Here is a 24,967-nt window from a genome sequence, read left to right as displayed (position 1 = left end):
AAAACAGGTCAGAGATAGCCGGCGACGCGGAGCCGCTCGAAGGCATCTTCGGTTTCGTGGTCGAGCGCACGGCCGGCGCGCTCCGGCACCTTGGTGCCGTCGAGCTCGGTCAGGATCTCGTCGATGTTCGACGCGGATGACGCCACCGGATTGGTGATGTCCTGGTCGCCGAGCGAGCGATAACGCTTGCCGTCTTTCGCCAGATAAAGCGGGATGATCGGAATATTTTCGCGCTTGGTGTAGGCCCAGATGTCGGCCTCGGTCCAATGCAGGATCGGATGAATGCGCAAATGCGCGCCCGGCGGCGGCGAGGCGTTGAACTGGTCCCAGAATTCCGGCGGCTGATCGCGGACGTCCCAGCCGCCTTCGAGGCCGCGCGGTGAGAACACGCGCTCTTTGGCGCGGGTTGCTTCCTCGTCGCGGCGGATGCCGGCGATTAATCCGTCGAAACCGTATTTGGTCAGCGCCCACTTCAGGCCTTCGGTCTTGCGCGCCGCGGAGCGTGCGGCCGGCGGCAAGGTCGGATCGACCGCATCGATCGACGGGCAGGGCTCGATCTTGAGATCGAGCTCCCACTCTTTTCCGAAGCGGTCGCGGAACGCATACATCTCCGCAAATTTCTTGCCGGTGTCGACGTGCAGCGCCGGGAACGGCACGCGGCCGAAGAAGGCCTTGCGCGCCAGCCAGATCATCACGTTGGAATCCTTGCCCAGCGACCACAGCAGCGCCAGCTTCTTCAGCCGCGCGAACGCTTCGCGCAGAATGTAGATGCTCTGCGCCTCGAGTTCGTCGAGGTGATCCATCGACGGCGGCGGCAGCCGTCCCGCCGCCAAAATTCGCGGCACGGAAGATGCCTGTTGGAGGTCCGGGCCGCGCAATCGGTCTGAAGCGGATTCGTTGTTGAGAAGATGCATCTCTGAGCCTTGGCGGTAGGAGGCTAAAATTCTATAGTTGCACCGCAATAGAGAAGAAATAATTTTCTCTTTGCGGCCATTGAACGAGACATATATAGAAAATAATTCCAGTCAACCCCGGAAGTGGGGGAAGCGAGTATCGCATGCGATTTCTGCCCGTGTTCCTCGATTTGCAAAGCGGCGTGGTGCTGCTCGTCGGAGCCGGCGATCTCGTGCGCGCAAAATTGCGTTTGCTGACGTCGGCGGGCGCACGGGTTCGCTGGTTTTCGACCGACGGCAATTACGATCTCGGCGGCCTCGAAGACGCCGACGCGGCGCGGATCGAACCCGCGACCGGCGATCCGCTGACCGCTGATCTCTCAAACGTCATCGCGGTGCTCTGCGCCGGTGCCGGCGACATCGGCGTTGCGATGTCGGTGCGGGCAAAGGCGGTTGGCCTGCCCGTCAATGTGATGGACGACCTCGCGCATTCGACCTTCATCTTTCCGGCAATCGTCGATCGCGGCGACGTCGTCGTCGCGGTCGGGACCGGCGGGTCCTCGCCGGTGGTGGCGCGCCGCGTGCGCGAGCGCATCGAAGCCGTGTTGCCGGCGCGGATCGGCGATCTCGCCAGTTTCATCGGCGGCTTTCGCAAATCGATGCATGAGCGCATCCCCGAATTCGCACTGCGCCGCCGCTTCTGGGAACGCGTGATCGATGGCCCGATCGGCGCGCTGATTCTGGCCGGGCGCAGGACCGAAGCCGAAACCGCACTCGAGGACATCGCCGATCCCTCCGGCTTCGCCGGCGCCAACGCGCAGGGCAAGGCAGAGGGCTGGGTGACGCTGGTCGGCGCCGGACCGGGCGATCCGGATCTGCTCACCGTCAAGGCGTTGCGCGCGCTGCAGGATGCCGATGTCGTGTTCTACGACGAACTGGTGTCGGCGGAGATTCTCGATCGCATTCGTCGCGATGCGTCGCGCATTCCGGTTGGCCGCCGCGTCGGCAAGCCCGGTATCGGCCAGGAAAACATCAACCAGTTGCTGATCGATGCGGCCAGGGGCGGCCAGCGCGTGGTGCGGCTGAAGGGCGGTGACTCCTTCATCTTTGGCCGCGGTGGCGAGGAAATCGACGCGCTGCGTCAGGCCGGCGTCGCCTGTTCGGTGGTGCCGGGCATCACCGCGGGACTGGGGGCCGCCTCGCAATTCGAAGTGCCGCTGACCTATCGGCGCGAGGCGACGCGCATCACCTTCCTGACCGCGCACAAGGCCAGCGACGCCGAGAAGGTGGACTGGTCGGTGCTCACGGACGACAAGATGACCATCGTCGTCTACATGGGCATGACCGCGGCGCCGTCGGTCCGCGAGGGCCTGCTGGCCGCCGGCCGCTCGCCGCAGACGCCGGTCGGCGTTTTCGCGCGGGTGACGCGGCCGGACGCGCAGGCCGCGGTCGGCAGGCTCGAAAATCTTCCCGGCCTGGTCGAACAAATCGACGGCGGGCCCGCCGTCCTCATTATCGGCGACGTGGTTGCGCATTCCGCGCCGTGGCGCCAGTCCAACCTCGATGAACAATTCCATCTCAACGAAGTGATCTCCAACCTGCTGGAAGCTGCCGAATGACCTCTCCGCTCGAACAGAAGAAAATCAAATTATCGGGCCCGTCGATGGTGACCGCCAACCGAACCTGGGATGGCGCCGTGATCTACCGTACCGCTCAGCAAGGCTGGTCGACGGAGCTCTCGGATGCCGCGATCGTCCGGACTTCCGATGAAGCCCGCGCGCTGCTGGCCGAATCCGTCGCCGATGACGTCGGCGCGATCGGTGCCTATATCGCGCCGGTCGAGGTCAGGGACACCGGCAAGATCGGGCCCGGCAATCTTCGTGAACAGATCCGGTCGGCAGGTCTGACCATCGATATTCCGGTTCCGGCGCAAGCCTGATCCATCAAGGGTTGATCCATCATGTACGCATATGACGAACTCGACCGCACGCTGATCAACGAGCGTGTCTCCGAATTTCGCGACCAGGTGAAGCGCCGTCTTTCCGGCGAACTCACCGAGGACGAATTCAAGATGCTGCGGTTGCAAAACGGCGTCTATCTGCAACTGCACGCCTATATGTTCCGCGTCGCCATTCCCTACGGCACGCTGTCGTCGAAGCAGTTGCGGGCGCTGGCGCACGTCGCGCGCCGCTACGATCGCGGCTACGGCCACTTCACCACGCGGCAGAACATCCAGTACAACTGGATCAAGCTTGCCGAACTGCCGGATGCGCTGGAATACCTTGCCGGCGTCGGCATCCACGCCATGCAGACCTCGGGCAACAACACCCGCAACGTCACCTCGGACCAGTGGGCCGGCGTCGCACCCGGCGAGGTCGAAGATCCCCGCATCTGGTCCGAAATCCTGCGGCAGTACACCACGCTGCATCCGGAATTCTCGTTCCTGCCGCGCAAGTTCAAATTCGCGATCACCGCCTCGGACCATGACCGTGCCGCGATCAAGATCCACGACATCGGCCTGCGGCTGCACAAGAACGCCGACGGAGAAACCGGCTTCGAGGTGCTGGTCGGCGGCGGTCTCGGCCGCACGCCGTTCATCGGCAAGACTATCAAGCCGTTCGTCCACGGCCGCGATCTCCTGAGCTATGTCGAGGCGATCCTGCGCGTCTACAACCAGTACGGTCGCCGCGACAACATCTACAAGGCGCGGATCAAGATCCTCGTGCACGAACTCGGCATCGAGAAGTTCGCAAAAGAAGTCGAGGAAGAATGGAAGCTGATGGACGACAGCGCGCTGACGCTGGACAATGCCGTCGTCGAGGAAATCCGTTCGCGCTTCTCCTATCCGGCCTACGAAAAGCTGCCGCACATGCCGGACGAGCTGAAGCAGGCGGCGCACGATCCGAAGTTCGAGGCGTGGCGAAAGAACTCCGTGTTCCCGCACAAGGTGCAGGGCTATTCGATCGTGACGCTGTCGCTGAAGCCGGTGGGCGGACCGCCGGGCGACGCTACCGCCGATCAGATGGACGCGATTGCCGACCTCGCCCAGAAATATTCCTTCGGCGAAATCCGTGTCGGTCACGAGCAGAATCTGGTGCTGCCGCATGTCGCCAAGCGCGACCTGCCGGTGTTGTGGAAGGCGCTCGATCGAATCGGCGTCGCCACGCCGAATATCAACCTGGTGACCGATATCATCGCCTGTCCGGGGCTTGATTACTGCTCGCTGGCCAATGCGCGTTCGATCCCGATCGCGCAGGAATTGACCAAGCGCTTTGCCAACCATGACACCGCCAATCTGATCGGGCGGCTGCACATCAACATTTCCGGCTGCATCAATGCCTGCGGCCATCACCATGTCGGCCACATCGGCATTCTCGGCGTCGAAAAGAACGGCGAGGAATTCTACCAGATCACGATCGGCGGCCGCGCCGACGAGAACGCCCAGATGGGCACCCTGATCGGCCCGTCGGTGCCTTACGCCGAGGTCGCCGATGTGATCGAAGACATTGTCGAAGCCTATCTCGCGCTGCGCGACCGTCCCGAAGAACTGTTCGTGGATACGGTCAAGCGGCTCGGTGTCGAACCATTCAAGGAGCGCGTCTATGCCACTCGTTAAGAACGCGAAGATCGTCAGCGATCTCTTTGTCCACGTCGCCGACGGCGCCGAGCTGCCGGTTGACGGCGCGATCCTGATTTCGGCGGCGCGGTTCCTCGAAGACCCCGAAACGCTGTCGCGGCGGGCCGGCAAGACCGGCGTGATCTGGCCGAACAACCGGGACCTCGACGACCTCGTGCCGTATCTCGACCGGCTGGCGGCGGTCGCACTGGTGTTTCCGTCGTTCCGCGACGGCCGCGCCTATAGTCAGGCGCGCCTGCTGCGCGAGCGCCACGGGTTTGAGGGCGAGCTGCGCGCCACCGGCCAGGTGCTGCGCGACCAGTTCGTATTCATGCTGCGGGCCGGCTTCGACGCCTTCGAGGTGAAGAAGGAAAGCGACGCCGAGGCGTTTGCCTCGACCGCCAAGCGCTATTCGGTGTTCTACCAGCCGACCGGCGATGGCCGCGTCACCGCGCTCAATCGGCGGATGCAACTGCGTCATTCGGAGAGTGCCGGCCAGTGAACGCGATCCCGCAACAGACCCTGACCGGAGCGGTCGCAGAGCCGTCGCAGGCCGCAGCGCTCGATCGTGCGCTGCGCGACGCGTCGCCGGCCAAGGTCATTGAAACCGCGCTAAAGACTGCCGGCCGCGAACACCTCGCACTGGTGTCGTCGTTCGGGACGGAATCGGCGGCGCTGCTCAAGGTGATGGCCGATGTCGATCCGGCGATCCCCGTGGTCTTCCTCGACACCGGCTGGCTGTTCGAGGAGACGCTGGCCTATCGCGACACGCTGATTTCGACCTTGGGCCTGCGCGACGTGCGTTCGATCAAGCCATCAGAGGAAACCCTGTCGGCGAAGGATCCCGACCGCGAATTGTGGTTCTCCGATCCCGACGCCTGCTGCCGCATCCGCAAGGTGGAACCGCTGGCGCGGGCGCTGAAGCCGTTTTCGGCCTGGATCAACGGACGCAAGCGGTTCCAGGGCGGAACGCGGGCGGACATCCCTGTCGTCGAGGATGACGGCGCAAAGCTGAAATTCAACCCGTTTGCCAATGTGTCGCGCGCGGAAATCGAGGCGATCTACCAGCTCGCCAAGCTGCCGCCGCATCCATTGGTCGCATCGGGTTATCTGTCGGTCGGGTGTATGCCTTGCTCGAGCCGGAGCGCGCCCGGCGAGGACGAGCGCGCCGGCCGCTGGCGCGGCAAAGCCAAGACAGAATGCGGCATCCATACGATGAAGACTTCGTAGGACAATGACGCCGCGCTACCGCAAAGTATGAAATGCGGTTTCGTTGACTTAAAGCGCCTTCGCCGCGACTTATGCTCTCCGTGTTTTCGATGACAGTTTTGTCGAACCGAATGGAGATTGCGATGGTCCGCCGTATGCTGCCGCTGGTCGCGGCACTGCTCTGGGCAAGTTCGGCGTTCGCTGCCGATATCAGCCTGCTCAATGTGTCCTACGATCCGACGCGCGAGCTCTATGTCGATTTCAACAAGGCGTTTGCGGCGGCCTATCAGAAGGACACCGGCAAGAGCATCGAGATCAAGCAGTCGCATGGCGGCTCCGGCTCGCAGGCGCGCGCGGTGATCGATGGCCTGCAGGCCGACGTGGTCACGCTGGCGCTGGCCTATGACATCGACGCGATTGCCGCCAAGGGGCTGCTGGCGCCCGACTGGCAGAAGAAGCTGGCGCTCAATGCCTCGCCCTACACCTCGACGATCGTGTTCCTGGTGCGCAAGGGCAATCCCAAGGGCATCAAGGACTGGGACGATTTGATCAAGCCTGGCGTCAGCGTCATCACGCCGAACCCGAAAACCTCCGGCGGCGCACGCTGGAACTATCTTGCGGCGTGGGGCTACGCGCAGAAGAAGTTCGGCTCCGCCGACAAGGCGAAGCAGTTCGTCGGGGATCTCTACAAGAACGTGCCGGTGCTCGATACCGGTGCGCGCGGCTCGACGGTGACCTTTGTCGAGCGCGGCGTCGGCGACGTGCTGCTGGCGTGGGAGAACGAGGCGTTCCTGGCGCAGCGCGAGTTCGGCAAGGACAAGTTCGAGATCGTATCGCCGCCGCTCTCGATCCTCGCGGAACCGCCTGTGGCCGTGGTCGACAAGGTGGCCGACAAAAAAGGCACCCGTGACGCCGCCGAGGCCTATCTGAAATATTGGTATACCAAGGAGGGTCAGGAAATTGCCGCGCGCAATTCCTATCGTCCGCGCGATCCGGAAATTGCCAGGGAATACGAAAAATCCTTCGCCAAGGTTGAACTTTTCACCATCGACGACGTTTTCGGCGGTTGGACCAAAGCGCAGAAGGATCATTTCGGCGAAGGCGGCATCTTCGACCAGATCTACAAGAACTGATGGGTCGAAGCCGGAGCAGGGGGACTTGTGAGCACAGCGGTCGCACGACGCTCTAGCCTGCCGGGGTTCGGTCTCACCATGGGACTGACCCTGACATGGCTCTCCGTCATCATTCTGATCCCGCTCGCCGCGTTGTTTCTCAAGACCTTCGAACTGTCGTTCGACCAGTTCTGGGGAATTGTCACCAGCCGCCGCACGCTGAACGCGCTGAAGATTTCGTTCGGCCTGTCCTTTGCCGCTGCCTGCGTCAACCTGGTGGTGGGAACCATCATCGTCTGGGCGCTGGTGCGCTATCGCTTTCCGGGCCGGCGGCTGTTCGACGCCATCGTCGATATTCCCTTTGCGTTGCCGACCGCGGTGGCCGGCGTCGCATTGACGCAGTTGTTCGCGCAAAAAGGCTGGCTCGGCGCGCCGCTGGCTGAAATCGGCATCAAGGTCGCGTTCACGCCAACTGGCATCTTCATCGCGATGATTTTCATCGGCATCCCGTTCGTGGTGCGAACCGTGCAGCCGGTGCTGATCGACCTCGATCCCGAGATCGAGGAGGCCGCCGCAAGCCTCGGCGCCAACCGCTGGCACACCGTGTTCCGGGTGATCCTGCCGGGCTTGATCCCGGCGCTGCTGACCGGATTTGCGCTGGCGTTCGCGCGCGCGGTCGGCGAATACGGCTCCGTCATCTTCATCGCCGGCAATTTGCCGAACGTCTCGGAAATCGCACCGCTTTTGATCGTGATCCGGCTTTCCGAATTTCGCTATGCCGACGCCACCGCCATCGCTGTGGTCATGCTGCTCGCCTCGTTCCTGATCATCTTCGTCGTCAATCGCCTGCAGCGCTGGGCGCAAAACCGCACGCCGGTACATTGAGGACCCATTGATGTCGACGCAATCGGGCCTTGTCACTGCTGCGACCGAGCTGCGGGCCTACGCGCCCGCAGCCGACCTCAGCATTGCTTCGCCGGCTTCCCGCACCGCGGATGCCCGCGCGCGGCCGCTGGGGTCGCGGCGCAATCTGCGGACTGAGCCCGGCCCGATACGTTTCGTCATCATCGGGCTCGCGGTCACGTTCCTCACCGTCTTCGTGGTACTGCCGCTGGTCGTGGTGTTCGCGCAGGCATTTTCAAAAGGCGTCGGCGCCTACTTCAGCGCGCTCGCCGAACCGGAGGCGCTGGCGGCGATCCGGCTGACGCTGATGGTGGCGGCGATTTCGGTCACGCTCAACCTTGTGTTCGGCGTACTCGCGGCCTGGGCAATCGCCAAATTCGATTTTCGCGGCAAGACCTTCCTGATCACGCTGATCGACCTGCCGTTCTCGGTCAGTCCAGTGATCTCGGGTCTCGTCTTCGTGCTGCTGTTCGGCGCGCAGGGCTATTTCGGTCCCTGGCTGCAGGCGCACGATATCCATATCCTGTTCGCGGTGCCGGGCATTGCGCTCGCGACCATCTTCGTGACGTTTCCGTTCGTCGCCCGCGCGCTGATCCCGCTGATGCAGGAGCAGGGCACGCAGGAGGAGGAAGCTGCGATTTCGCTGGGCGCGTCGGGCCTGCAGACCTTTTTCCGTGTCACCCTGCCCAATATCAAATGGGGCCTGTTGTACGGCGTGCTGCTCTGCAACGCGCGCGCCATGGGCGAGTTCGGCGCGGTGTCCGTGGTGTCAGGCCACATTCGCGGCGAGACCAACACCATGCCGCTGCTGGTCGAGATTCTCTACAACGAATATCAATTCGTCTCGTCGTTCGCGATCGCCTCGCTGCTGGCGATGCTGGCGTTGATAACGCTGGTCGTGAAGACCGTTCTGGAACGGCGTCTGGACGAAGGGCAAGCCCCAAGGGACTGTTCAAGGGACTGTTAAGGGATTTTCCAAGTGACCATTGAAGTCAAAAACATCGTCAAGAAGTTCGGCGCCTTCGCGGCGCTCGACAATGTCGACCTCAAGGTCGGCAATGGCGAATTGCTGGCGCTGCTCGGCCCGTCCGGTTCGGGCAAGACCACGCTGCTTCGGATCATCGCCGGCCTCGACTGGCCTGACGCCGGCGAGGTGTCGATCGACGGCGAGGACGCGCTGGCGCAGGGCGCGAGCGAGCGCCATGTCGGCTTCGTGTTCCAGCATTACGCGCTGTTCCGCCACATGACGGTATTCGAAAATGTCGCCTTTGGCTTGCGGGTGCAGCCGCGCGCCATTCGCAAGGACGAGGCCACGATCCGCGCCCGGGTCAAGGAATTGCTCGACCTGGTGCAGCTCGACTGGCTGGCGAACCGCTATCCCAGCCAGCTGTCCGGCGGCCAGCGGCAGCGCATCGCGCTGGCGCGGGCGCTGGCGATCGAGCCGCGCATCCTGCTGCTCGACGAGCCGTTCGGCGCGCTCGATGCCAAGGTGCGCAAGGAGTTGCGGCAATGGCTGCGCTCGCTGCATTCGGAAATCCACGTCACCTCGATCTTCGTCACCCACGACCAGGAGGAGGCGCTCGAAGTCGCCAACCGCGTGGTCGTGATGGACAAGGGCCGCATCGAGCAGATCGGCACGCCCGGCGAGGTCTATGACCATCCGGCGACCGCCTTCGTGCACGGCTTCATCGGGGAGTCCATCGTGCTGCCGGTGGATGTCAGCGGCGGCTCAGTGCGGCTCGGCGGCCGCCCGCTCAACATCGCCGCCAACGGCGCGGCTTCGGGCGCATCGAAGCTGTTCATCCGCCGCCACGACATGCAGATCGGCCCGGCGGGGTCCGGTTCGCTGGAAGGCGCGGTGCGCCATGTCCGCTCGTTCGGCCCGATCCAGCGGGCCGAGGTGGCGCTGGCGGGCGGCGAGGGCGACACCGTCATCGAGATCGACGCGCCCCGGGACCGGGAACTTCAAGCCGGCGAAATCGTCAGCCTGCAGCCCCGCCGCTACCGCATCTTCGCTGCGCAGGATTAAGGTAGGGGTCATTCCGGGATGGTCCGAAGGACCAGGCCTCAGGGGTGCAATTGCACCCCGGGGAATCTCGAGATTCCCCGATGCGCCCTTGCGCATCTGAGGTTCGCTTCGCGCCCCGGAATGACTCCCGTCGGCCCCATCGTTCACCATTCAGCCACGGTTGGTATGCAACAACGGCAGACCATCTGGGGAAATCGGGAATCATGCGGGCTATTTTTGCCGTTATCGGGCTGTTGGCGCTGGGCGGCTGCATGGCCGACAATCCGCCGCCCGAACAGCCGACCATGTATCTGAGCATGGCCAACGGCGGCGCCACGCTCGATCCGCAGGCGGCGGCCTCGATGATCTCGCTGTACCGGCAAAACAACGGGCTCGGCGCCGTGGTGGTCGATCCCGATCTGATGAAGCTGGCCGAGCAGCAGTCGCAGGCGATGGCCGGCCGCAACAAGCTCGATCACGATGTCAAAGGCCCGCTGGAGAAGCGGCTGGGCGCATCCGGCTATCCCGCCACGCTGGCGGTGGAGAACGTATCGGCCGGCTACCATACGCTGGCGGAAGCGTTTTCGGGCTGGCGCGACTCGCCCCCGCACAAGGCCAACATGCTCAAGAACGGTGTCACAAAATTGGGCATAGCGGCGACTTATGCTCCAAACACCAAGTACAAGGTGTTCTGGACGCTCATTCTTGCATCAACTTAAGCGCGCGGTCGGGGCAGGGCCTTTCGAAAAAGCCGCGCCCAAACAAAGCGATAAACTCGGCGTGATCGCTGCATCGATCTCGCGGATTGACGCCGCCGTGAACTGCCGCCACGGTGCTGACGTCATTGCCCTCTAGCTGACGGTCACAATGGATAGTTCCGAGACGGCCTCCGCCACGACGCCCGCCAACGCGCAGCGGGTGCTGGTGCTGCAAGGGGGCGGTGCGCTTGGCTCTTATCAGGCCGGCGCCTTTCAGGCGCTGTGCCGCGCCGGGTTTGAGCCGGAATGGGTTGCCGGGATATCGATCGGTGCGATCAACTCCGCGATCATCGCCGGTAATGGTCCCGACAAACGCGTCGATCGGCTGAAGGAATTCTGGGACATGGTCTCGTCCCCAGTGTCCTGGAATCCGGTCGGATCGGGCGATCGCGCGCGAACGCTGTTCAACGAAACCAGTGCTGCCCTGATCGCTACCTTCGGCGTGCCCGGATTCTTTACCCCGCGCGTGCCGCCCGCGCCGCTGTGGCCGCCCGGCAGTCCGCAATCGCAGAGCTATTACGATACGGCACCGCTGAAGAAGACGCTGGAACGGCTGGTCGATTTCGACCGCATCAACGACCTCAAGACCCGGCTCAGCGTCGGCGCGGTCGGCGTCACCTCGGGCAATTTCAGGTATTTCGACAACTACGAATTCAAGAAGCTCGGCAAGAAAATCGGCCCTGAGCACATCATGGCCTCAGGCGCGCTGCCGCCTGGTTTCCCCTCGATCGAGATCGAAGGCGAGCATTACTGGGACGGCGGCATCGCTTCCAACACGCCGCTGGATTTCGTCCTCGACGAAGTGACCGCCCGTGATCTGCTGATTTTCCAGGTCGACCTGTTCTCCGCGCGCGGCGAGTTGCCGATGTCGTTGCTCGAAGCCGCCGAGCGCGAAAAGGACATTCGCTACTCCAGCCGCACCCGGATGAACACGGACAAGAACAAGCAGATTCACAATGCGCGGATGGCGGTGCGCGACCTGCTCGGGAAATTGCCGGATTATCTCAAGAAGGACCCGTCGGTCGAATTGTTGTGCAAGGCTTCCAGGGAAAACACTGTCACCGTGGTGCACCTGATCTACAAGAGCAAGAACTACGAATCCTCGTCGAAGGATTACGACTTCTCGCATGTCGGCGTGGTCGAGCACTGGAATGCGGGCGTCCGCGACGTTCATTTGTCGATGCGTCACAAGGATTGGCTGGAACGCCCGCAAACCGGGGAAACCATGGTGACTTACGATCTCACGGGGGACATTTCCGATGCCCCCGCAGGCAAAAAGGAGTGAAGGAAAAATGGGTACGTTGACAGGCAAGACCGCGGTGGTGACCGGCTCGACCAGCGGCATCGGATTGGCCTATGCGCGCGCGTTCGCGGGCGCCGGCGCCAATATCGTGCTCAACGGCATGGGCGCGCCGGCCGATATCGAGAAGGAACGCTCCGGCATCGAGACCGACTTCAAGGTCAGGGCCGTGCACTCGCCGGCCGACATGACCAAGCCCGCCGAGATCGCCGAAATGATCGCGCTCGGCGAAACCACCTTTGGCTCGGTCGACATCCTCGTCAACAATGCCGGCATCCAGTTCGTGTCGCCGATCGAGGAGTTTCCGCCCGAGAAGTGGGAAGCGATCATCGCGATCAACCTGTCATCGGCGTTCTACGGCATCCGCGCCGCGGTGCCCGGCATGAAGAAACGCGGCTGGGGCCGCATCATCAACACCGCGTCTGCGCATTCGCTGGTCGCCTCGCCGTTCAAGTCGGCCTATGTCTCGGCCAAGCACGGCATCGCCGGTCTCACCAAGACGGTGGCGTTGGAGCTTGCGACCTTCAAGATCACCTGCAACTGCATCAGCCCCGGCTATGTCTGGACGCCGCTGGTCGAGCACCAGATCCCCGAGACCATGAAGGCGCGCAACCTTACCAAGGAGCAGGTCATTCACGACGTGCTGCTGGCGGCGCAGCCGACCAAGGAGTTCGTGACCTCCGAACAGGTCGCCGCGCTTGCGCTGTTCCTGTGCGGCGACGATGCCGCCCAGATCACCGGCGCCAACCTGTCGATCGACGGCGGCTGGACCGCGGAGTAAAGGCATCTCTGTCTGTCATGCCCGCGAAAGCGGGGCATCCAGTACGCCTGTCTGGCATTGTTGACCTAACCGGCAACCGCGAATACTGGATCACCCGCTCCAGTGCGCAATTGCGCACAAGGCGGGTGATGACAGCAAGATTGCTTCATGCCGATCAAAGCCGGGTTTCCGGCCCTGCGGCGCACCTCACTCAGTGGGCGACGCTCCGGGAAAAAGCCATCATGCTCTCCGGCGACAAATGCAGTTCGCCGGACGCAAGCTTGCCGGCAACCAAAATCAGAACCGACGCCAGCGCTACGCGCAGCACCTTCTCCGGCACGCGCACGGCACAGTAGCTGCCGATGACGATGCCGGGCAACGATCCGATCAGCAATACGCCCATCAGCGACCAGTCGATCGCGCCCAATGCCCAGTGTCCGATTCCGGCGACCAGCGTCAGCGGCACCGCATGCGCGATGTCGGAGCCGACGATGCTCGCCATCGGCAGCCGCGGGTAGAGCAGCAGCAGCGCGGTTACGCCGACCGCGCCGGCCCCTACGGACGAGATCGAGACCAGCACACCCAGCGCCACGCCCACGATCACGGTCGCACGGGCCGTTGTGACGTCATCGAGCTGCTCCAGGCGCCGGCGGTAGCGCTCCAGGATCGCCTTGCGAAAGATCAGCGATATCGCCGTGAGCAAAAGCGCAAAACACAGCACCAGATTGACCAGGCTGCGCTCGGACGCCCCGTTGAGATCAAGTTTCGACATCGCAACGAGCGTCAGGATGCTCGCCGGGATACTGCCGCTGGCCAGGCGAATGACCGCCGGCCAGTGGATGCTGCGCGCCCAGCCATGCACGAGGCTGCCGCCGGTCTTGGTCGCGGCGGCGTATAGCAGATCGGTGCCGACCGCCGTCGTCGGATGGATGCCGAACAGCAGGATCAACAACGGCGTCATCAACGAGCCGCCACCGACCCCGGTCATCCCGACCAGAACGCCGACGCCAAATCCCGATGCAACATAGAGTGGGTCAATCATATCGAGGATCAAGTTCCGGTGGACCCGCAATATAGCAGTGCCGGGATCGGGATGCTTCCGTTCGCGACCGGCCATACGAAATAAGAATGTTTGATGCGCGTACCGGAATTCGATGGGTTTTTCCCCCACTCCGCCCGCGTGCCGCGAAATCGTATTCTGCGCTCGCGCTCGCGCATCCGATGCCGGTATCGGGTGCATGGCGGAACCGCGAAACGTGGCTAGTTTGAGGCTACAGCGCGCTGGCATACCATATGGCACGCTTGGAACGGGCTTGCGGGATCAGCGCTTCCCGAACGCCAGCACGTGCAGCCCGAGCCGCTGCCGGACGATCCAGAACAACAGCACGGTCTCGAACGCCAGCGAGATCGAGGTCGCTGCCGCGGCGCCGTGGCCGCCGAAGCGTGGCACCAGTACGAGGCAGAGCACGACGTTCATGACGAAGGCGAGCGCATAGGCCAGGGCGCAGATATGCTGATGGCCGAGCATGTTGAGCAGCCGCTCGACCGGGCCGATCGCCGAGCGGACCACGAGGCCGATAGCGGCTATGAACATGATGTCGTAGCCGACCACGAATTGCGGTCCGAACAGCCACAGCAGCGGTTTGCCCAACGCCAGCAGCGCCACGGTCGCGGCGAGCGACGGCCAGAACGTCCACCGGATCGCGTGCGCGACATAGGCCGACAGCCGCGCCTTGTCGCCAAGCGCGTGATATTCGGCAAAACGATGCGCCGTCGTCGCCGACATCGCGTAGTGAATGAAGGACACCAGCGCCAGCGTCTTCACGACGGCGAAATAGACGCCGACTTCCTCCGAGGAGCGGAATTGCTGCAGCACCAGCACGTCGGTGTAGGACAGCAGCAAATAGAAGCTCTCCACCAGCAGGATCGGCAACGAGACCGCGAGCCAGCCACGGAAATCATAGGCTTTCGCACCCGGCCCGACATGGCTGCCGAGCCTGCGGTTGAGCACGATCATCTGCCCGATCATCGCGATCCAGACCGCGGCGGCGCTGGCCAGCATCGCGGCGGTGGCGCCGAGATGAAAGCCGAGCACGAAGGCGCCGGCGGTGAAGCCGATGATCAGCGACTGGCGCACGATGAATTGCGGCATCAGGCCGAGCCGCATCCAGTCATGCGAACGCGCAATGCCGTCCTGGGTGTTGGCGACGACGAAGGCCGGCAGCGTCAGGCAGCCGATATAGAGCGGAACGATCGCGTTGGCGTCGATCCACGGCGACAGTCCCTTGACGACGCCGGCGAGCCCCAGCGAGACCACGGAAGACACCGCCAACGTCATCCAGCGGCTGCCGGACAGGAAGCCGCGCAGCAGCGCGTGCTCGCCGCGGGTGCGGTATTCCGGAATGATCTTTTGCGCCGACGCCGAGATGCCGAAATCCATCATGCTGCCGAGCAGCAGCACCCAGGTCCAGACATAGACATAGACGCCGTAGTCCGAGCCGCCCATCCAGCGCGCCAGCACGATCTGCGAGAAATAGGCCAGTGCCGCGCTGACGACACGGATGATGAAGATGGTGCCGGCCAGCCGGCGGGTGACGGAGGCTTCGCCCGCGCCGCCAAGCAGGCTGCGAAGCAGCGATCGCAGCCGGGCGACCGCACCGGCCGGCGAAGCGTCTGCAGATTGCGTATCCGTCACGGCCACAGCCAAACATCCCCGGAACGCGCCGCGAGGCGGCGGTGGTGCCTGATCTATCAACGATTCGTTAAGATTCGGTTGGGTGGGGGTTGTGGGAGCTGTCATTCCGGGGCGCGCGAAGCGCGAACTACGGTGCGCAATTGCGCACCTGAGAATCTCGAGATTCCCCGATGTGCAATTGCACATCTGAGGTTCGACGCTACGCGTCGCCCCGGAATGACCCTTCGGGTCAGTTCAAATTGACATTGAACTCGTACGCCCGGTCGCCGCCGACCAGCGTCAGCTTGAGGGCCGCGCCGTCGGCGCTGGCGCCGGGCGGCAGCCCGTCGAGCTCAAAGGCAAATCGCTTGACGCCGGGCGGGCCGTGCTCGACCAGCTTTGGAACTGGCAGCGCCCAGTCGGGCGTCGGCCCTTCGACGAACAGGCTGAGGTCGTTGGTCTCGGGCGCCGTGACGTCCACCACCACGCTGGTCTTTCCCTCGCGCTTGACGTCGAGCACGGTGAGCGGATTGGGATCGCCGACATTGGCGGGTTTCGGCACGGCGTTGAGCGCTTCCGACAGCGTGCCGTCCTCGGTGCTGGCGACGCTGGCAAAGGCGAGCTCGGCACTGGCATCGACGGGAATGCAGAGCTTTTCGCACACGGCATAGTTGATGCTGGCGCGAAGCGTCACCGGCTTGTCGGCGTTCCTGGGCACGATCCGCAGCGGCAATACGATCTGCTTGAGGTAGCCGAGCGAGGTGCCGCCCGCGCCGTCGTCGAATTTGTGCGGTGCCGGCCACAGCACGGTGACGGCTTCGACATTGTCCGATTTGGAAAAGTCGAAACGCGGCGGAACTCCGGAATCGCCGGGGGTCCGCCAATAGGTGTGCCAGCCCGGCTGCAACTGAATGGCCACGCCGCCGAGCAGGACCGTGCCGCTGCGCGATCCCGCCAGCAGCCGGACCGCGGAATGGGCGTCGCGCTGCCACGGCGAGGCATCCTCGGCGCGAACCTCGAATGCGGCGCATGCGACGGACAAAATGGCGGCGGCGCCGAGCGCGGCGCGGAGTGGAACCGTGACGATCATGAGACGTCTTTACAGGCAAGTTTCGGTGCAAACCATTGAATTGCGTGTGATCCGCGACCGATTGGCGCCGCATGCTTGATTGACAGAAACGACACCCGATATCAGGATGTGAATCAGCACGAGAGGCCTTTGCGGATGAGCCCTGAAGGCAAGACACCGAAACGCGTCCGCCGCAAGCCAGCCGGGGTTGGCGATCATTCGCCCGAGGGCGGGTATCTGGACGGCCAGTTGCTGATCGCCATGCCGGTCATGGGCGATCCGCGGTTCGAGCGTTCCGTCATCTATATGTGCGCGCATTCGCCCGAGGGGGCGATGGGCATCATCGTCAACCGCCCGGCGGGCAGCATCGATTTCCCGGGATTGCTGGTGCAGCTCGACATCATCAAGCGCGGGGACCAGATCGCGCTGCCGGAGACCGCCGAGACCATGAAGGTGCTGAAGGGTGGCCCGGTCGATACCGGCCGCGGCTTCGTGCTGCATTCGAGCGATTTCTTCATCGAGGATGCGACGCTGAATATCGACGACGACATCTGCCTGACGGCGACCGTCGATATCCTCAAGGCGATCGCCAAGGGAACGGGACCGAAACACGCGATCCTGGCGCTGGGCTATGCGGGCTGGGCACCCGGGCAACTCGAAGACGAAATCCAGCACAATGGCTGGCTGCATTGCGACGCCGATCCGGACCTGATCTTCGGCGCCGATGTCGACGAAAAATACCAGCGCGCGCTGCGCAAGATCGGGATCGATCCCGGCATGCTGTCGAACGAAGCCGGGCACGCCTAGCTCGTCATGCCCGGCGAAGGCGGGGCATCCGGTAATCGCCAGTCCAAGCACAATGCTCGCGCTTACTCCGCCGCCTGCTGCGCCACCGTCGGCACGGTGCCGGCGACCGTGGCGCGGCGCATGTCGCGGGGCTGCGACTGGTCGTAGCGGCGGACGCGGTGCATGGTCTGGCGGTTGTCCCACATGATGAGGTCGTGCACCGTCCATTTGTGGACATAGACGAATTCCGGACTTGTCGCATGCTCGGTGAGATCGCGCAGCAACAGCCGGGCCTCGGGCACGGTCATGCCCTTGATGGCGCCGGCATGGGATGACAGATACAGCGACTTGCGGCCATGCACCGGGTGCGTGCGCACCAGCCGCTGCAGAACCGGCTTGAATAGCTCCTTTTCCTCGTCGGTGTAGTCGAGGAAGCCGAGCGATCCGCGCGAATACATCAGCGAATGTTCGCAGATCATGTCCTCGATCTCGGCTTTGGTATCGTCGTCGAGCGCGTCATAGGCCGCGCGCATGTCGGCGAATTCGGTGTTGCCGCCCTTCGGGTTTACCACCCGCGCCGACAACAGCGAGAATTTCGCCGGAATCGGGCGGAACGAACTGTCGGAATGCCACAGGCAGTTGCCGAGGTTGAACAGGTGCACGCGGCTGTCGCGCGGCAGCGGCTTGCCGTCCTTGCCGAGGTTGGAGACGTCGTTGAGCCCGGTCGAGAGCCGCGAATCCTGCGGCTTGACGACATTGCCGCCGCGCGGATTTTCCCGCTCGCCGAAATTCAGCGCGAACGCCATTTGCTGTTCGTCGGTGATGTCCTGATTGCGAAACAGCAGCACGGCGTATTTGTCCATGCCGGCTTCGATGTCGGCCGCCTCCTGCGGTGTCAGCGCTCTGCGCAAATCGACGCCCGAAACCTCGCCGAAGAAATGCTTGTGAAGCTGCCGGATCGTGACCGTCATGGCGTTTCTCCTGAGCGCGGCGGGCGGCTTGTTCCGCTCCATTTGCCGGAAAGGCTACTCCGGGATTGCGCCGTGTCAACGGAGCAGGGCATGCGCTGCGTTCAAGGCGTCATGACCTGTGCAAGATCGGTGCAAGCGTGCGTTGCGGCACGCCTCACGCGTTGCGCGCCATCAGCCCGCCGTCCACCGGAATTACCGCGCCGGTCAGAAACGACGCCGCCGGCAGGCACAGGCTGAGCGTCATATGGGCGACCTCCTCGGGATCGCCGTAACGGTTAAGCGCGGTGCGACGCCGGGCATAGATCGCCTTGTGCTCGTCCGAAATCCGGGACGTGATGGCGGTCGTGATCGGGCCCGGGCAGATGCAGTTCACGGTGATGCCGTCGCGGCCGAGTTCGACCGCGAGCGAACGCGTTAGCCCGGTGACGCCGGCCTTCGCCGCCGAATAGGGGCTGTGCAGCGCGGTGGCGCCGAGCGCCTCGGTCGAGGCGATGTTGACGATCCGCGGGCATTTCGATTGGCGCAGATAGGGCAGCGCGGCGCGGATGATGCGCGGATGCGCGGTCAGCATCACCGCCAGTCCCTTGGCCCAGGCTTCTTCATAGCCGTCATCGTCGATCGCGACGCGCACGGAGATGCCGGCATTGTTGACGATGATGTCGAGCCCGCCGAAATGCTCGGCAACGTCATTCACGACCGTGGTGATGTCGGTGCGGTCGGCGACGTCGAGCTTCCACGCCTTGGCCTTGCCGCCCGTTGCCGTGATCGCGTCGGCGACGGCCTGCGTGGGCTCGAGGTTGATATCGGTGACGGCGACGTTGGCGCCTTCGGCCGCGAATACGCGCGCGGTGGCGCGGCCCATGCCGCTGGCGGCGCCGGTGACGAGAACGGTCAGGCCTTTGACCGAACGGCTGAGCTGCTTGAATTCCGACATTGTATTGGCCCTTGGTTATGGCTCTTGAGGCTCGCAGCAAGGCTGCGGTGCGTTGCAGGATTGACAAGGCTGGCACCGATCCGCAGACAGGTCAAACGCGCATGGTCTGCGGGCAAACAAGAAAAAGGATCGCGGGATGAACGAACTGGATTTCAGCGGCAAGCAGGTGCTGGTGGTCGGCGGCTCCAGCGGCATCGGCAACGGCATCGCGCAGGCGTTCTGCGCCAAGGGCGCACGAGCAGCCGTGTGCGGCACCCGCGCGGCGGCGACCGACTACTCCGCTGCCGAAGGCTCGGATCTCGCGGGCCTCGACTATTTCCAGCTCGACGTCGGCAATCCGCAAGCGATCGATACTTTCAAGCCGCCGTTCGAGAAGCTCGACGTGCTGGTGCTGGCGCAGGGCGCGGTGATTTACCGCCGCGGCGAATTCCAGATGGACGGCTTTCGAAAAGTTCTGGAAGTCAACCTGATCAGCCTGATGGCCTGCGCGACCAAATTCCATGCGATGCTGAGTGTTGCCAAAGGCTCGCTGATCATCGTCAGTTCGACCGCGGCCTATCATTCCACCATGGGCAATCCGGCCTACAACGCCTCGAAGACCGGCGCGGTCGGGTTGACGCGCACGCTCGGCGAGGCGTGGGCCGAGAACGGGATTCGCGTCAACGGCATCGCGCCGGGCCTGGTCGACACCAAGATGACCAAGGCGACGACGGCCAATCCGAAGCGCCTTGAAGGCGCGATCGAGCGGATCCCGCTGAAGCGGCTTGGCACCCCCGCCGACATGGCCGGCGCTGCGCTGTTCCTGGCCTCGCCGCTGTCGTCCTACATCATCGGCCAGACGCTGGTGGTCGATGGCGGGCTGATTTTGTGAGGCTCGGAACCTGATCGGGCTTTGTCGGTTACATCCCTGAAACAGGAGTGATCGAGATGGACAAGGATCGGATCGCCGGTGCGGCGAAGGATTTCGCCGGCAAGGCCGAAGGCGTTGTTGGTGACATGATCGGCGATGCGAAGACGCAGGCCGAGGGACGCGTGCGCGAAGCGGCAGGCACGGTGCAGAATCTGTACGGCCAGGCCAAGGACGTCGCCCGCGACGCCGGCGATGCTGCCGTCAATTATGCCAAGGACGCGCTTGATAACAGCGGCGACACCATCCGCGGCGGCCGGAAGGCGGTGGCGCGGACCGTGCAGGAAAATCCGCTCGGCGCGCTCTTGGTCGCGGGCGGTATCGGATTTGCGCTGGCGTTGATGATGACGCGTCCGCCGCGCCGCCCGCCGCCGCGCTGGCGGTATTACGGTTAGCCTTCGGCTGTCATTCCGGGGCGCGTAGCGCGAACCTCAGATGTGCAATTGCACATCGGGGAATCTCGAGATTCTCAGGTGCGCAATTGCGCGCCGTAGTTCGATGCTTTCGCATCGCCCCGGAATGACTCGTCTTAACGCGCGACACAGCATCTATCGCGTGAAGCTTCCGTCAGGTACGGCCGCCGATCGTCCGACGTTGCCCGGCGGGCGTGGGATCGCCGGTCCCGGAGCGCGAGGCGGCGCGGCCTGTGGCGGCGGGGCCTGACGCGGCGCCGTACCGAAACCGCCGAAGAAATCGCGCAATGACGGTGCGGCCTGCGCCGGTCGAATTTGTTTCTTCTGCTGCGGCGGAGGTGGTTGCTGCGGCAGCAGGAGCTGCTTCTGCCCGGGCGCGACTGGCACCGTTCCATCCGGCGCGGTGGTCGCGACCGGCGTCTCGCCCTTGGCCTGCTCGCGGCCGATTTCGCGGCGTGGCCAGGCGAAATCGTCGGCGCGGCCGGCCGGCGGCGCCAGCGCCTCGCCCTTCACCAGCGTGCGCGCGGCGAGTGCGTCGACGGCGGCCGGGCGCGTGCCGGGTCCGCCGAGCAACTGATCGGTGCCGACGGATGACGCCACCAGCGGCAGGATCGGTCCGGCCAGCGGACGCGGCGCCGGCTTGCCGGGTTCGGCATTGGCGTCGGGCGTCGCGGGTTCGGTCGGCAGCGCGATCGGGCCGGAACGCGAGGCCAACAGGCGCGTGATTTCGCGCTCGACATAATGCGCGAGCTTGCGTGCGCCGGCGGGCTTGGTGAAATACACACCGTCGGCCGAGCGCAGTTGGCGCATCTGGCCTTCGAAGTCGGGGCCCTTCTGCACGAAGCGTCCGGCTTCGTCGACAAACCCGTCCCAGACATCGACATAGGTAATGCCGGCCTTGCCGGCGACGTCACGGTACAGCGCATCGAGAAACAGCATGTCGGCCGTGCCCTGCTGCCCGCGTATCGCAGGCAGGCCGACCCACAGCACCGGCACGCCCTTGGATTTCAGGATGCCGATCATCTCCTCGATCTTTTTGGTGTAGAGTTCGACCCAGCGTTCCTCGCGAAACGCGTAGATGCCGTTCGCCGAGCGTGCGCTCTTTTCCGGCGCAATGACCGGTGGCACGTCATTGTCGGCAGCATCGTCGGGCGACAATTCGGTATCGACCGGCTTGTCGTCGGTCTTGGCCGCGGCGTCGCCTTCCGGCTTCTTCGCGTCGCCCGGTTTGGCATCCGGTTTGGCGCGCGCGTCCTTCTTGTCCTTGTCGTCTTTCTTGTCGGACTTTTTTTCCGCCACCGGCTCGCGGATCGCGACACGGTCGTTGAGGCCGAGCATGACGACGATGGCATCCGGCTTCTCGGTGGCGAGAATACCCCTGGCGGCAGCGGCCCAGTCCGCCGGCTCGCCTTTGGGCTGATACTTGATCAGGCCGGAAACGGTCTTGTGCTTGCGGATGACGCCCATGTCGGGCTGTTCGGCGTAAAGGTCTTCCAGGCCATAGGCGAGCCAGTCGGCCATGGCGTCGCCGAGCACCAGCACGTTGCGTTCCGGTACGGTGTCGCGCTTGGCGGGCGCCGGCGCCCTGGAAAAATCCTGCCGTGGCGCTTGCGGGGCCTGCTGCTGGAACGGTGCGAAGAAGTCGCCGCCGAACCAGCCGCCGGGGCCGCCATTGCTGCGCGGCGCCGGACGCTGCGGCGGGCCACCAAAATTACCAAAATTGAAGAACTGCGCCGAGGCGGGGCCTGCGATCCCGATCAGAAGCGCGAGCGCAACCGCCAGCGCGACCAGGGGACCGGTCTCGGTGAATACGCGAAAAAAGGACTTTGGCTTCGGCATCCGGCTCGGTCGCAATGAAATGGAAGGCATCAGCATAATAGCGGAATCGGGCCGCAAGCGGGCAGATTTCGCGCCCATAAACCGGGCTTCGGGCACAACCGTCAAGCCGCCGGCCAAATTGTGGTTTTCAGGGTTACTTCGGGCCGGAAACCTGGAGCGTTTTCGAGCGAAGCATGCCTTCGGACTTGATCCGGGGTGGACGCCGGTTCGCGTAAAGAAAACGCGTCAAAACAAGAGAGTAGAGCCCCCGTTCCGAAGCTGCAGGACGCTTCAGCGCGCCCGCAGCCGCTCCAGCACGTCGGAGGAGGCGAATCCGTCCGCCGGCGCCCCGATAGAGGCCTGGAAGCTGCGCAGCGCCTCCCGGGTTTGGCCGCCGAACTGGCCGTCCGGAGTGCCCTTGTAGAAGCCGCGCTGGGCCAGCAGCTGCTGCAGTTCCAGCCGCTCGGCCTTCGACAGCACCCGTTCCTGCCGCGGCCAGGGCTGCACGAAGGGCGGCCCGCCGCGCAGGCGGTCGGCGAAGTGCCCGATCGCCATCGCATAGGCCTCGGCCGGGTTGTATTTCATGATCACCCGGAAATTCTGCAGCATCAGGAAGCCCGGTCCCGCGGCGCCGGCCGGCGCCAGCAGGTAGACCTTGTCGGTCGAGTTCGGGAACGGCTTGCCATCGGCGCGCTTCAGGCCCTTGCCCTGCCATTGCGCTGTTGTCATCGCCTTGGCCTTGTCGGCCAGCATGAAGTCAAAACCCTGCGGCAGTACCACCTCGTAGCCCCAGGTCTGGCCGGTCTGCCAGCCGTCCTTCTTGAGGTTGTTGGCGGTGGAAGCGATCAGGTCGGCGGCGTTGTCGACCACGTCGCGGCGGCCGTCGCCGTCGCCGTCGACGGCGTAGCGCTTGAAGGCGGTCGGCATGAATTGCGTCGGCCCGAACGCGCCGGCCCAGGAGCCGCGCATCTGCTCGGGCCGCAGATCGCCGCGGTTGAGGATTTCCAATGCGGTGAGGAACTCGTCCTTGAAATAGGCCTGGCGGCGGCCGATGCAGGCCAGCGTCGCGGTCGACTGCACCACGTTGCGATCGCCCATCTGGGTCGAGTAATTCGATTCGATGCCCCAGATCGCCGCGACTGCGTAGCGGTCGACGCCGTAGGCTTTCTCCGCCGCGTCGAACTGCGGCTTGTACTTGGCGAGGATCTCGCGGCCCTTGGCGAGCCGGTTGTCGTTCACGAGGATATCGAGATAGTCCCAGATCGCCTTGGTGAATTCGGGCTGCGAATCCATCAGGTCCATGATGCGCAGGTCAGGCTCGAGCCCCGCCGTGAAGCGCTCGAAGTTCGGCTGCGTGATGCCGCGGCGTGCGGCATCGGGCCACATCCCGGCGACACAGTTTGGGAAATTCGCGGCCGCCTCGCGGATCGCCGAGGCCGTCATCAAGGGGTGCCCGGAGGCGCCGTCCTCGCCGCTCCAGGGCGGTGGCGCGCCGTCGGGGCCCGGCGTTGCCTGTGGCGAGGGCGCCGATTTCGGCCCGGAGAAGAGATTGCCGAGAAAGTTCGAAACCCCGTTATTGCCGGAGGTTTGGGCATTGGCTTTGCCAGATATCAGCGCGGGGTCGAAAAGCAGCAGCGCCGCCGCAACCATGATCGCGCCGGTTCGTTTGTTCATCGCCGATTCCGTCCAACGCATGTCGTGCCTATCAGCCGCAGGAACCCGTTTCAGAAGGCCTTGTCACGGTTTCCAATAGCTTAACAAAGGCCAGATTTTGTTGTTTCCGCAGGCTTCTGCAAGGGGAGGTGTAGCGGAAGACGGCAGATCACCTCCACACATCCGCCTTTGTTCCCGGCTGCAAACCGGTTACCAACGTGCGATCAACGCATTTCCTTTCTCCTCGTTTTCAAGGCCCGACCATCCCCATGAAAATCCGAAAAGCCGTTTTCCCGGTTGCCGGTCTCGGCACCCGCGTCCTGCCCGCCACCAAGGCGATGCCGAAGGAAATGCTGACCATCGTCGACAAGCCGCTGATCCAGTATGTCTACGACGAAGCCAGGGAAGCCGGCATCGAGCATTTCGTCTTCGTCACCGGGCGCAACAAGGGCGTGATCGAGGATCACTTCGACTTCATGTTCGAGCTCGACACCACGCTGGCCGCGCGCGGCAACAAGAAGGCCGAGCAGGACATCCTGGCCCGCGACCAGCCTGCGGCCGGCGCCACCAGCTTCACCCGCCAGCAGGCGCCGCTCGGTCTCGGCCATGCGGTGTGGTGCGCACGCGACATCATCGGCGATGAACCCTTTGCCGTCGTGCTGCCGGACGAACTGGTGCTCAACACGCCGGGCTGTCTCAAGCAGATGATCGATGCCGCGAGCAAGCTCGGCGAGAAATCCAACCTGCTCGCGGTCGAGGGCGTGCCCGACCATCTCACCCATCAATACGGCATCTGCGGCGTCGGCAAGCGCACAGCCTCCAACATGTTCGAAGTCGACGGCATGGTGGAGAAGCCGCCGAAGGGCACCGCGCCATCGAACCTTTCGATCACCGGGCGCTATATCCTGCAGCCGGAGATCTTCAAGATTCTCGAAACCCAGGAGCGCGGTGCCGGCGGTGAGATCCAGCTCACCGACGCGATGATCGGCCTCGCAAAAACGCAGAAATTCTACGGTGTCGAATTCGAGGGCGAGCGGCACGATTGCGGCTCCAAGCCAGGCTTCCTGCGCGCCAACATCGCCTACGGCATGGCGCGCCCCGATCTGCGCGACGGCCTGCGCGCGGAGATGAAGAAGTATCTGGAGAAGTGAATGAGACCTAGCGCTCACACTCCGCTGTCATC

24 protein-coding genes are annotated in these 24,967 nt (G+C 64.0%); 16 read left to right on the top strand and 8 right to left on the bottom strand.

Features of this window, described 5'->3' with window-relative positions:
* Positions 1-8 precede the first annotated feature (8 nt).
* Complete coding sequence (gene cysD, locus FFI89_RS30240; RefSeq protein ID WP_138835843.1) at positions 9-803, bottom strand: sulfate adenylyltransferase subunit CysD; 795 nt, start codon at positions 801-803, stop codon at positions 9-11.
* Between the two features lie 254 nt (positions 804-1,057).
* Here cysD and cysG point away from each other — a divergent pair, with 254 nt between their 5' ends.
* The 12 genes from cysG (at position 1,058) to FFI89_RS30180 (ending at position 12,580) form a co-directional block, all read left to right on the top strand.
* Positions 1,058-2,512: a siroheme synthase CysG gene (gene cysG / locus FFI89_RS30235; protein WP_138831143.1), complete on the top strand. Its 1,455-nt coding sequence runs from the start codon at positions 1,058-1,060 to the stop codon at positions 2,510-2,512.
* Positions 2,509-2,832 (top strand): DUF2849 domain-containing protein, encoded by a 324-nt coding sequence (locus FFI89_RS30230; protein WP_138831142.1) that lies wholly within the window; start codon positions 2,509-2,511, stop codon positions 2,830-2,832. The genes cysG and FFI89_RS30230 overlap by 4 nt, the downstream gene beginning before the upstream one ends.
* A gap of 21 nt (positions 2,833-2,853) precedes the next feature.
* Positions 2,854-4,509: a nitrite/sulfite reductase gene (locus FFI89_RS30225; RefSeq protein ID WP_138831141.1), complete on the top strand. Its 1,656-nt coding sequence runs from the start codon at positions 2,854-2,856 to the stop codon at positions 4,507-4,509.
* The gene (locus tag FFI89_RS30220; protein WP_138831140.1) at positions 4,496-5,011 is read left to right on the top strand and encodes a DUF934 domain-containing protein; all 516 of its coding nucleotides are present in this window, start codon (positions 4,496-4,498) and stop codon (positions 5,009-5,011) included. The genes FFI89_RS30225 and FFI89_RS30220 overlap by 14 nt, the downstream gene beginning before the upstream one ends.
* Positions 5,008-5,739, top strand: a complete 732-nt coding sequence (locus FFI89_RS30215) for a phosphoadenylyl-sulfate reductase (RefSeq protein ID WP_138831139.1) — start codon at positions 5,008-5,010, stop codon at positions 5,737-5,739. The genes FFI89_RS30220 and FFI89_RS30215 overlap by 4 nt, the downstream gene beginning before the upstream one ends.
* Before the next feature lie 110 nt (positions 5,740-5,849).
* On the top strand, positions 5,850-6,851 hold the full coding sequence (locus tag FFI89_RS30210) for a sulfate ABC transporter substrate-binding protein (protein ID WP_138835841.1): 1,002 nt from the start codon (positions 5,850-5,852) through the stop codon (positions 6,849-6,851).
* Between the two features lie 78 nt (positions 6,852-6,929).
* Positions 6,930-7,715, top strand: a complete 786-nt coding sequence (cysT, locus tag FFI89_RS30205; protein WP_246669548.1) for a sulfate ABC transporter permease subunit CysT — start codon at positions 6,930-6,932, stop codon at positions 7,713-7,715.
* 10 nt (positions 7,716-7,725) lie between these two features.
* Positions 7,726-8,700, top strand: a complete 975-nt coding sequence (gene cysW, locus FFI89_RS30200; protein ID WP_138831137.1) for a sulfate ABC transporter permease subunit CysW — start codon at positions 7,726-7,728, stop codon at positions 8,698-8,700.
* Between the two features lie 12 nt (positions 8,701-8,712).
* Positions 8,713-9,762 (top strand): sulfate/molybdate ABC transporter ATP-binding protein, encoded by a 1,050-nt coding sequence (locus FFI89_RS30195; protein WP_138831136.1) that lies wholly within the window; start codon positions 8,713-8,715, stop codon positions 9,760-9,762.
* Between the two features lie 203 nt (positions 9,763-9,965).
* Positions 9,966-10,460 carry a CAP domain-containing protein gene (locus tag FFI89_RS30190; RefSeq protein ID WP_210249041.1) on the top strand — a complete coding sequence of 165 codons (495 nt, stop codon included), beginning with the start codon at positions 9,966-9,968 and terminating at the stop codon, positions 10,458-10,460.
* 148 nt (positions 10,461-10,608) lie between these two features.
* Positions 10,609-11,784 (top strand): patatin-like phospholipase family protein, encoded by a 1,176-nt coding sequence (locus tag FFI89_RS30185; protein ID WP_138831135.1) that lies wholly within the window; start codon positions 10,609-10,611, stop codon positions 11,782-11,784.
* A 7-nt stretch (positions 11,785-11,791) separates the two neighbouring features.
* Positions 11,792-12,580, top strand: a complete 789-nt coding sequence (locus FFI89_RS30180) for a 3-hydroxybutyrate dehydrogenase (RefSeq protein WP_138831134.1) — start codon at positions 11,792-11,794, stop codon at positions 12,578-12,580.
* Positions 12,581-12,770: 190 nt separating this feature from the next.
* Here FFI89_RS30180 and FFI89_RS30175 read toward each other — a convergent pair whose 3' ends face one another.
* From FFI89_RS30175 to FFI89_RS30165, 3 genes are all read right to left on the bottom strand, one after another.
* Positions 12,771-13,601 (bottom strand): sulfite exporter TauE/SafE family protein, encoded by an 831-nt coding sequence (locus FFI89_RS30175; protein WP_138831133.1) that lies wholly within the window; start codon positions 13,599-13,601, stop codon positions 12,771-12,773.
* A gap of 279 nt (positions 13,602-13,880) precedes the next feature.
* Positions 13,881-15,260, bottom strand: a complete 1,380-nt coding sequence (locus FFI89_RS30170; RefSeq protein ID WP_168213101.1) for a flippase — start codon at positions 15,258-15,260, stop codon at positions 13,881-13,883.
* A gap of 223 nt (positions 15,261-15,483) precedes the next feature.
* Positions 15,484-16,323, bottom strand: a complete 840-nt coding sequence (locus tag FFI89_RS30165; protein ID WP_138831131.1) for a protein-disulfide reductase DsbD domain-containing protein — start codon at positions 16,321-16,323, stop codon at positions 15,484-15,486.
* Between the two features lie 135 nt (positions 16,324-16,458).
* Here FFI89_RS30165 and FFI89_RS30160 point away from each other — a divergent pair, with 135 nt between their 5' ends.
* Complete coding sequence (locus FFI89_RS30160; protein ID WP_138831130.1) at positions 16,459-17,109, top strand: YqgE/AlgH family protein; 651 nt, start codon at positions 16,459-16,461, stop codon at positions 17,107-17,109.
* A gap of 62 nt (positions 17,110-17,171) precedes the next feature.
* Here FFI89_RS30160 and FFI89_RS30155 read toward each other — a convergent pair whose 3' ends face one another.
* Both FFI89_RS30155 and FFI89_RS30150 read right to left on the bottom strand, forming a co-directional pair.
* The gene (locus FFI89_RS30155; protein WP_138831129.1) at positions 17,172-18,059 is read right to left on the bottom strand and encodes a TauD/TfdA family dioxygenase; all 888 of its coding nucleotides are present in this window, start codon (positions 18,057-18,059) and stop codon (positions 17,172-17,174) included.
* 154 nt (positions 18,060-18,213) lie between these two features.
* Positions 18,214-18,993: an SDR family NAD(P)-dependent oxidoreductase gene (locus FFI89_RS30150; protein WP_138831128.1), complete on the bottom strand. Its 780-nt coding sequence runs from the start codon at positions 18,991-18,993 to the stop codon at positions 18,214-18,216.
* Positions 18,994-19,129: 136 nt separating this feature from the next.
* Between FFI89_RS30150 and FFI89_RS30145 the strand changes: the two genes are divergently transcribed.
* Positions 19,130-19,864 carry an SDR family NAD(P)-dependent oxidoreductase gene (locus tag FFI89_RS30145; protein ID WP_138831127.1) on the top strand — a complete coding sequence of 245 codons (735 nt, stop codon included), beginning with the start codon at positions 19,130-19,132 and terminating at the stop codon, positions 19,862-19,864.
* Between the two features lie 56 nt (positions 19,865-19,920).
* The gene (locus FFI89_RS30140) at positions 19,921-20,295 is read left to right on the top strand and encodes a CsbD family protein (RefSeq protein WP_138831126.1); all 375 of its coding nucleotides are present in this window, start codon (positions 19,921-19,923) and stop codon (positions 20,293-20,295) included.
* 153 nt (positions 20,296-20,448) lie between these two features.
* Here the strand turns inward: FFI89_RS30140 and FFI89_RS30135 are convergent, their stop codons facing one another.
* On the bottom strand, positions 20,449-22,152 hold the full coding sequence (locus FFI89_RS30135) for a DUF459 domain-containing protein (protein ID WP_138831125.1): 1,704 nt from the start codon (positions 22,150-22,152) through the stop codon (positions 20,449-20,451).
* Positions 22,153-22,422: 270 nt separating this feature from the next.
* On the bottom strand, positions 22,423-23,805 hold the full coding sequence (locus FFI89_RS30130) for a lytic murein transglycosylase (RefSeq protein WP_246669298.1): 1,383 nt from the start codon (positions 23,803-23,805) through the stop codon (positions 22,423-22,425).
* Between the two features lie 248 nt (positions 23,806-24,053).
* Between FFI89_RS30130 and FFI89_RS30125 the strand changes: the two genes are divergently transcribed.
* Entirely contained in the window at positions 24,054-24,935 is an 882-nt protein-coding gene (locus FFI89_RS30125; protein WP_138831123.1) for a UTP--glucose-1-phosphate uridylyltransferase, read from the top strand.
* Positions 24,936-24,967: the final 32 nt, after the last annotated feature.

The sequence above is a fragment of the Bradyrhizobium sp. KBS0727 genome (genome assembly GCF_005937885.2).
Classification (GTDB): Bacteria; Pseudomonadota; Alphaproteobacteria; order Rhizobiales; family Xanthobacteraceae; genus Bradyrhizobium.
This window is presented reverse-complemented; position numbering and strand designations above follow the sequence as displayed.

What these genes read in the sequence shown, in the direction of transcription:
- FFI89_RS30155 (WP_138831129.1), bottom strand. Translation starts at nt 18,059, where the DNA reads ATGACGGTCACGATCCGGCAGCTTCACAAGCATTTCTTCGGCGAGGTT.
- FFI89_RS30135 (WP_138831125.1), bottom strand. Translation starts at nt 22,152, where the DNA reads ATGCCGAAGCCAAAGTCCTTTTTTCGCGTATTCACCGAGACCGGTCCC.
- FFI89_RS30225 (WP_138831141.1), top strand. Translation starts at nt 2,854, where the DNA reads ATGTACGCATATGACGAACTCGACCGCACGCTGATCAACGAGCGTGTC.
- FFI89_RS30190 (WP_210249041.1), top strand. Translation starts at nt 9,966, where the DNA reads ATGCGGGCTATTTTTGCCGTTATCGGGCTGTTGGCGCTGGGCGGCTGC.
- FFI89_RS30165 (WP_138831131.1), bottom strand. Translation starts at nt 16,323, where the DNA reads ATGATCGTCACGGTTCCACTCCGCGCCGCGCTCGGCGCCGCCGCCATT.
- FFI89_RS30145 (WP_138831127.1), top strand. Translation starts at nt 19,130, where the DNA reads ATGAACGAACTGGATTTCAGCGGCAAGCAGGTGCTGGTGGTCGGCGGC.
- FFI89_RS30160 (WP_138831130.1), top strand. Translation starts at nt 16,459, where the DNA reads ATGAGCCCTGAAGGCAAGACACCGAAACGCGTCCGCCGCAAGCCAGCC.
- FFI89_RS30185 (WP_138831135.1), top strand. Translation starts at nt 10,609, where the DNA reads ATGGATAGTTCCGAGACGGCCTCCGCCACGACGCCCGCCAACGCGCAG.
- FFI89_RS30220 (WP_138831140.1), top strand. Translation starts at nt 4,496, where the DNA reads ATGCCACTCGTTAAGAACGCGAAGATCGTCAGCGATCTCTTTGTCCAC.
- FFI89_RS30130 (WP_246669298.1), bottom strand. Translation starts at nt 23,805, where the DNA reads ATGAACAAACGAACCGGCGCGATCATGGTTGCGGCGGCGCTGCTGCTT.
- FFI89_RS30125 (WP_138831123.1), top strand. Translation starts at nt 24,054, where the DNA reads ATGAAAATCCGAAAAGCCGTTTTCCCGGTTGCCGGTCTCGGCACCCGC.
- FFI89_RS30140 (WP_138831126.1), top strand. Translation starts at nt 19,921, where the DNA reads ATGGACAAGGATCGGATCGCCGGTGCGGCGAAGGATTTCGCCGGCAAG.
- FFI89_RS30175 (WP_138831133.1), bottom strand. Translation starts at nt 13,601, where the DNA reads ATGATTGACCCACTCTATGTTGCATCGGGATTTGGCGTCGGCGTTCTG.
- cysD (WP_138835843.1), bottom strand. Translation starts at nt 803, where the DNA reads ATGGATCACCTCGACGAACTCGAGGCGCAGAGCATCTACATTCTGCGC.
- FFI89_RS30210 (WP_138835841.1), top strand. Translation starts at nt 5,850, where the DNA reads ATGGAGATTGCGATGGTCCGCCGTATGCTGCCGCTGGTCGCGGCACTG.
- FFI89_RS30180 (WP_138831134.1), top strand. Translation starts at nt 11,792, where the DNA reads ATGGGTACGTTGACAGGCAAGACCGCGGTGGTGACCGGCTCGACCAGC.
- FFI89_RS30150 (WP_138831128.1), bottom strand. Translation starts at nt 18,993, where the DNA reads ATGTCGGAATTCAAGCAGCTCAGCCGTTCGGTCAAAGGCCTGACCGTT.
- FFI89_RS30230 (WP_138831142.1), top strand. Translation starts at nt 2,509, where the DNA reads ATGACCTCTCCGCTCGAACAGAAGAAAATCAAATTATCGGGCCCGTCG.
- cysT (WP_246669548.1), top strand. Translation starts at nt 6,930, where the DNA reads ATGGGACTGACCCTGACATGGCTCTCCGTCATCATTCTGATCCCGCTC.
- cysG (WP_138831143.1), top strand. Translation starts at nt 1,058, where the DNA reads ATGCGATTTCTGCCCGTGTTCCTCGATTTGCAAAGCGGCGTGGTGCTG.
- cysW (WP_138831137.1), top strand. Translation starts at nt 7,726, where the DNA reads ATGTCGACGCAATCGGGCCTTGTCACTGCTGCGACCGAGCTGCGGGCC.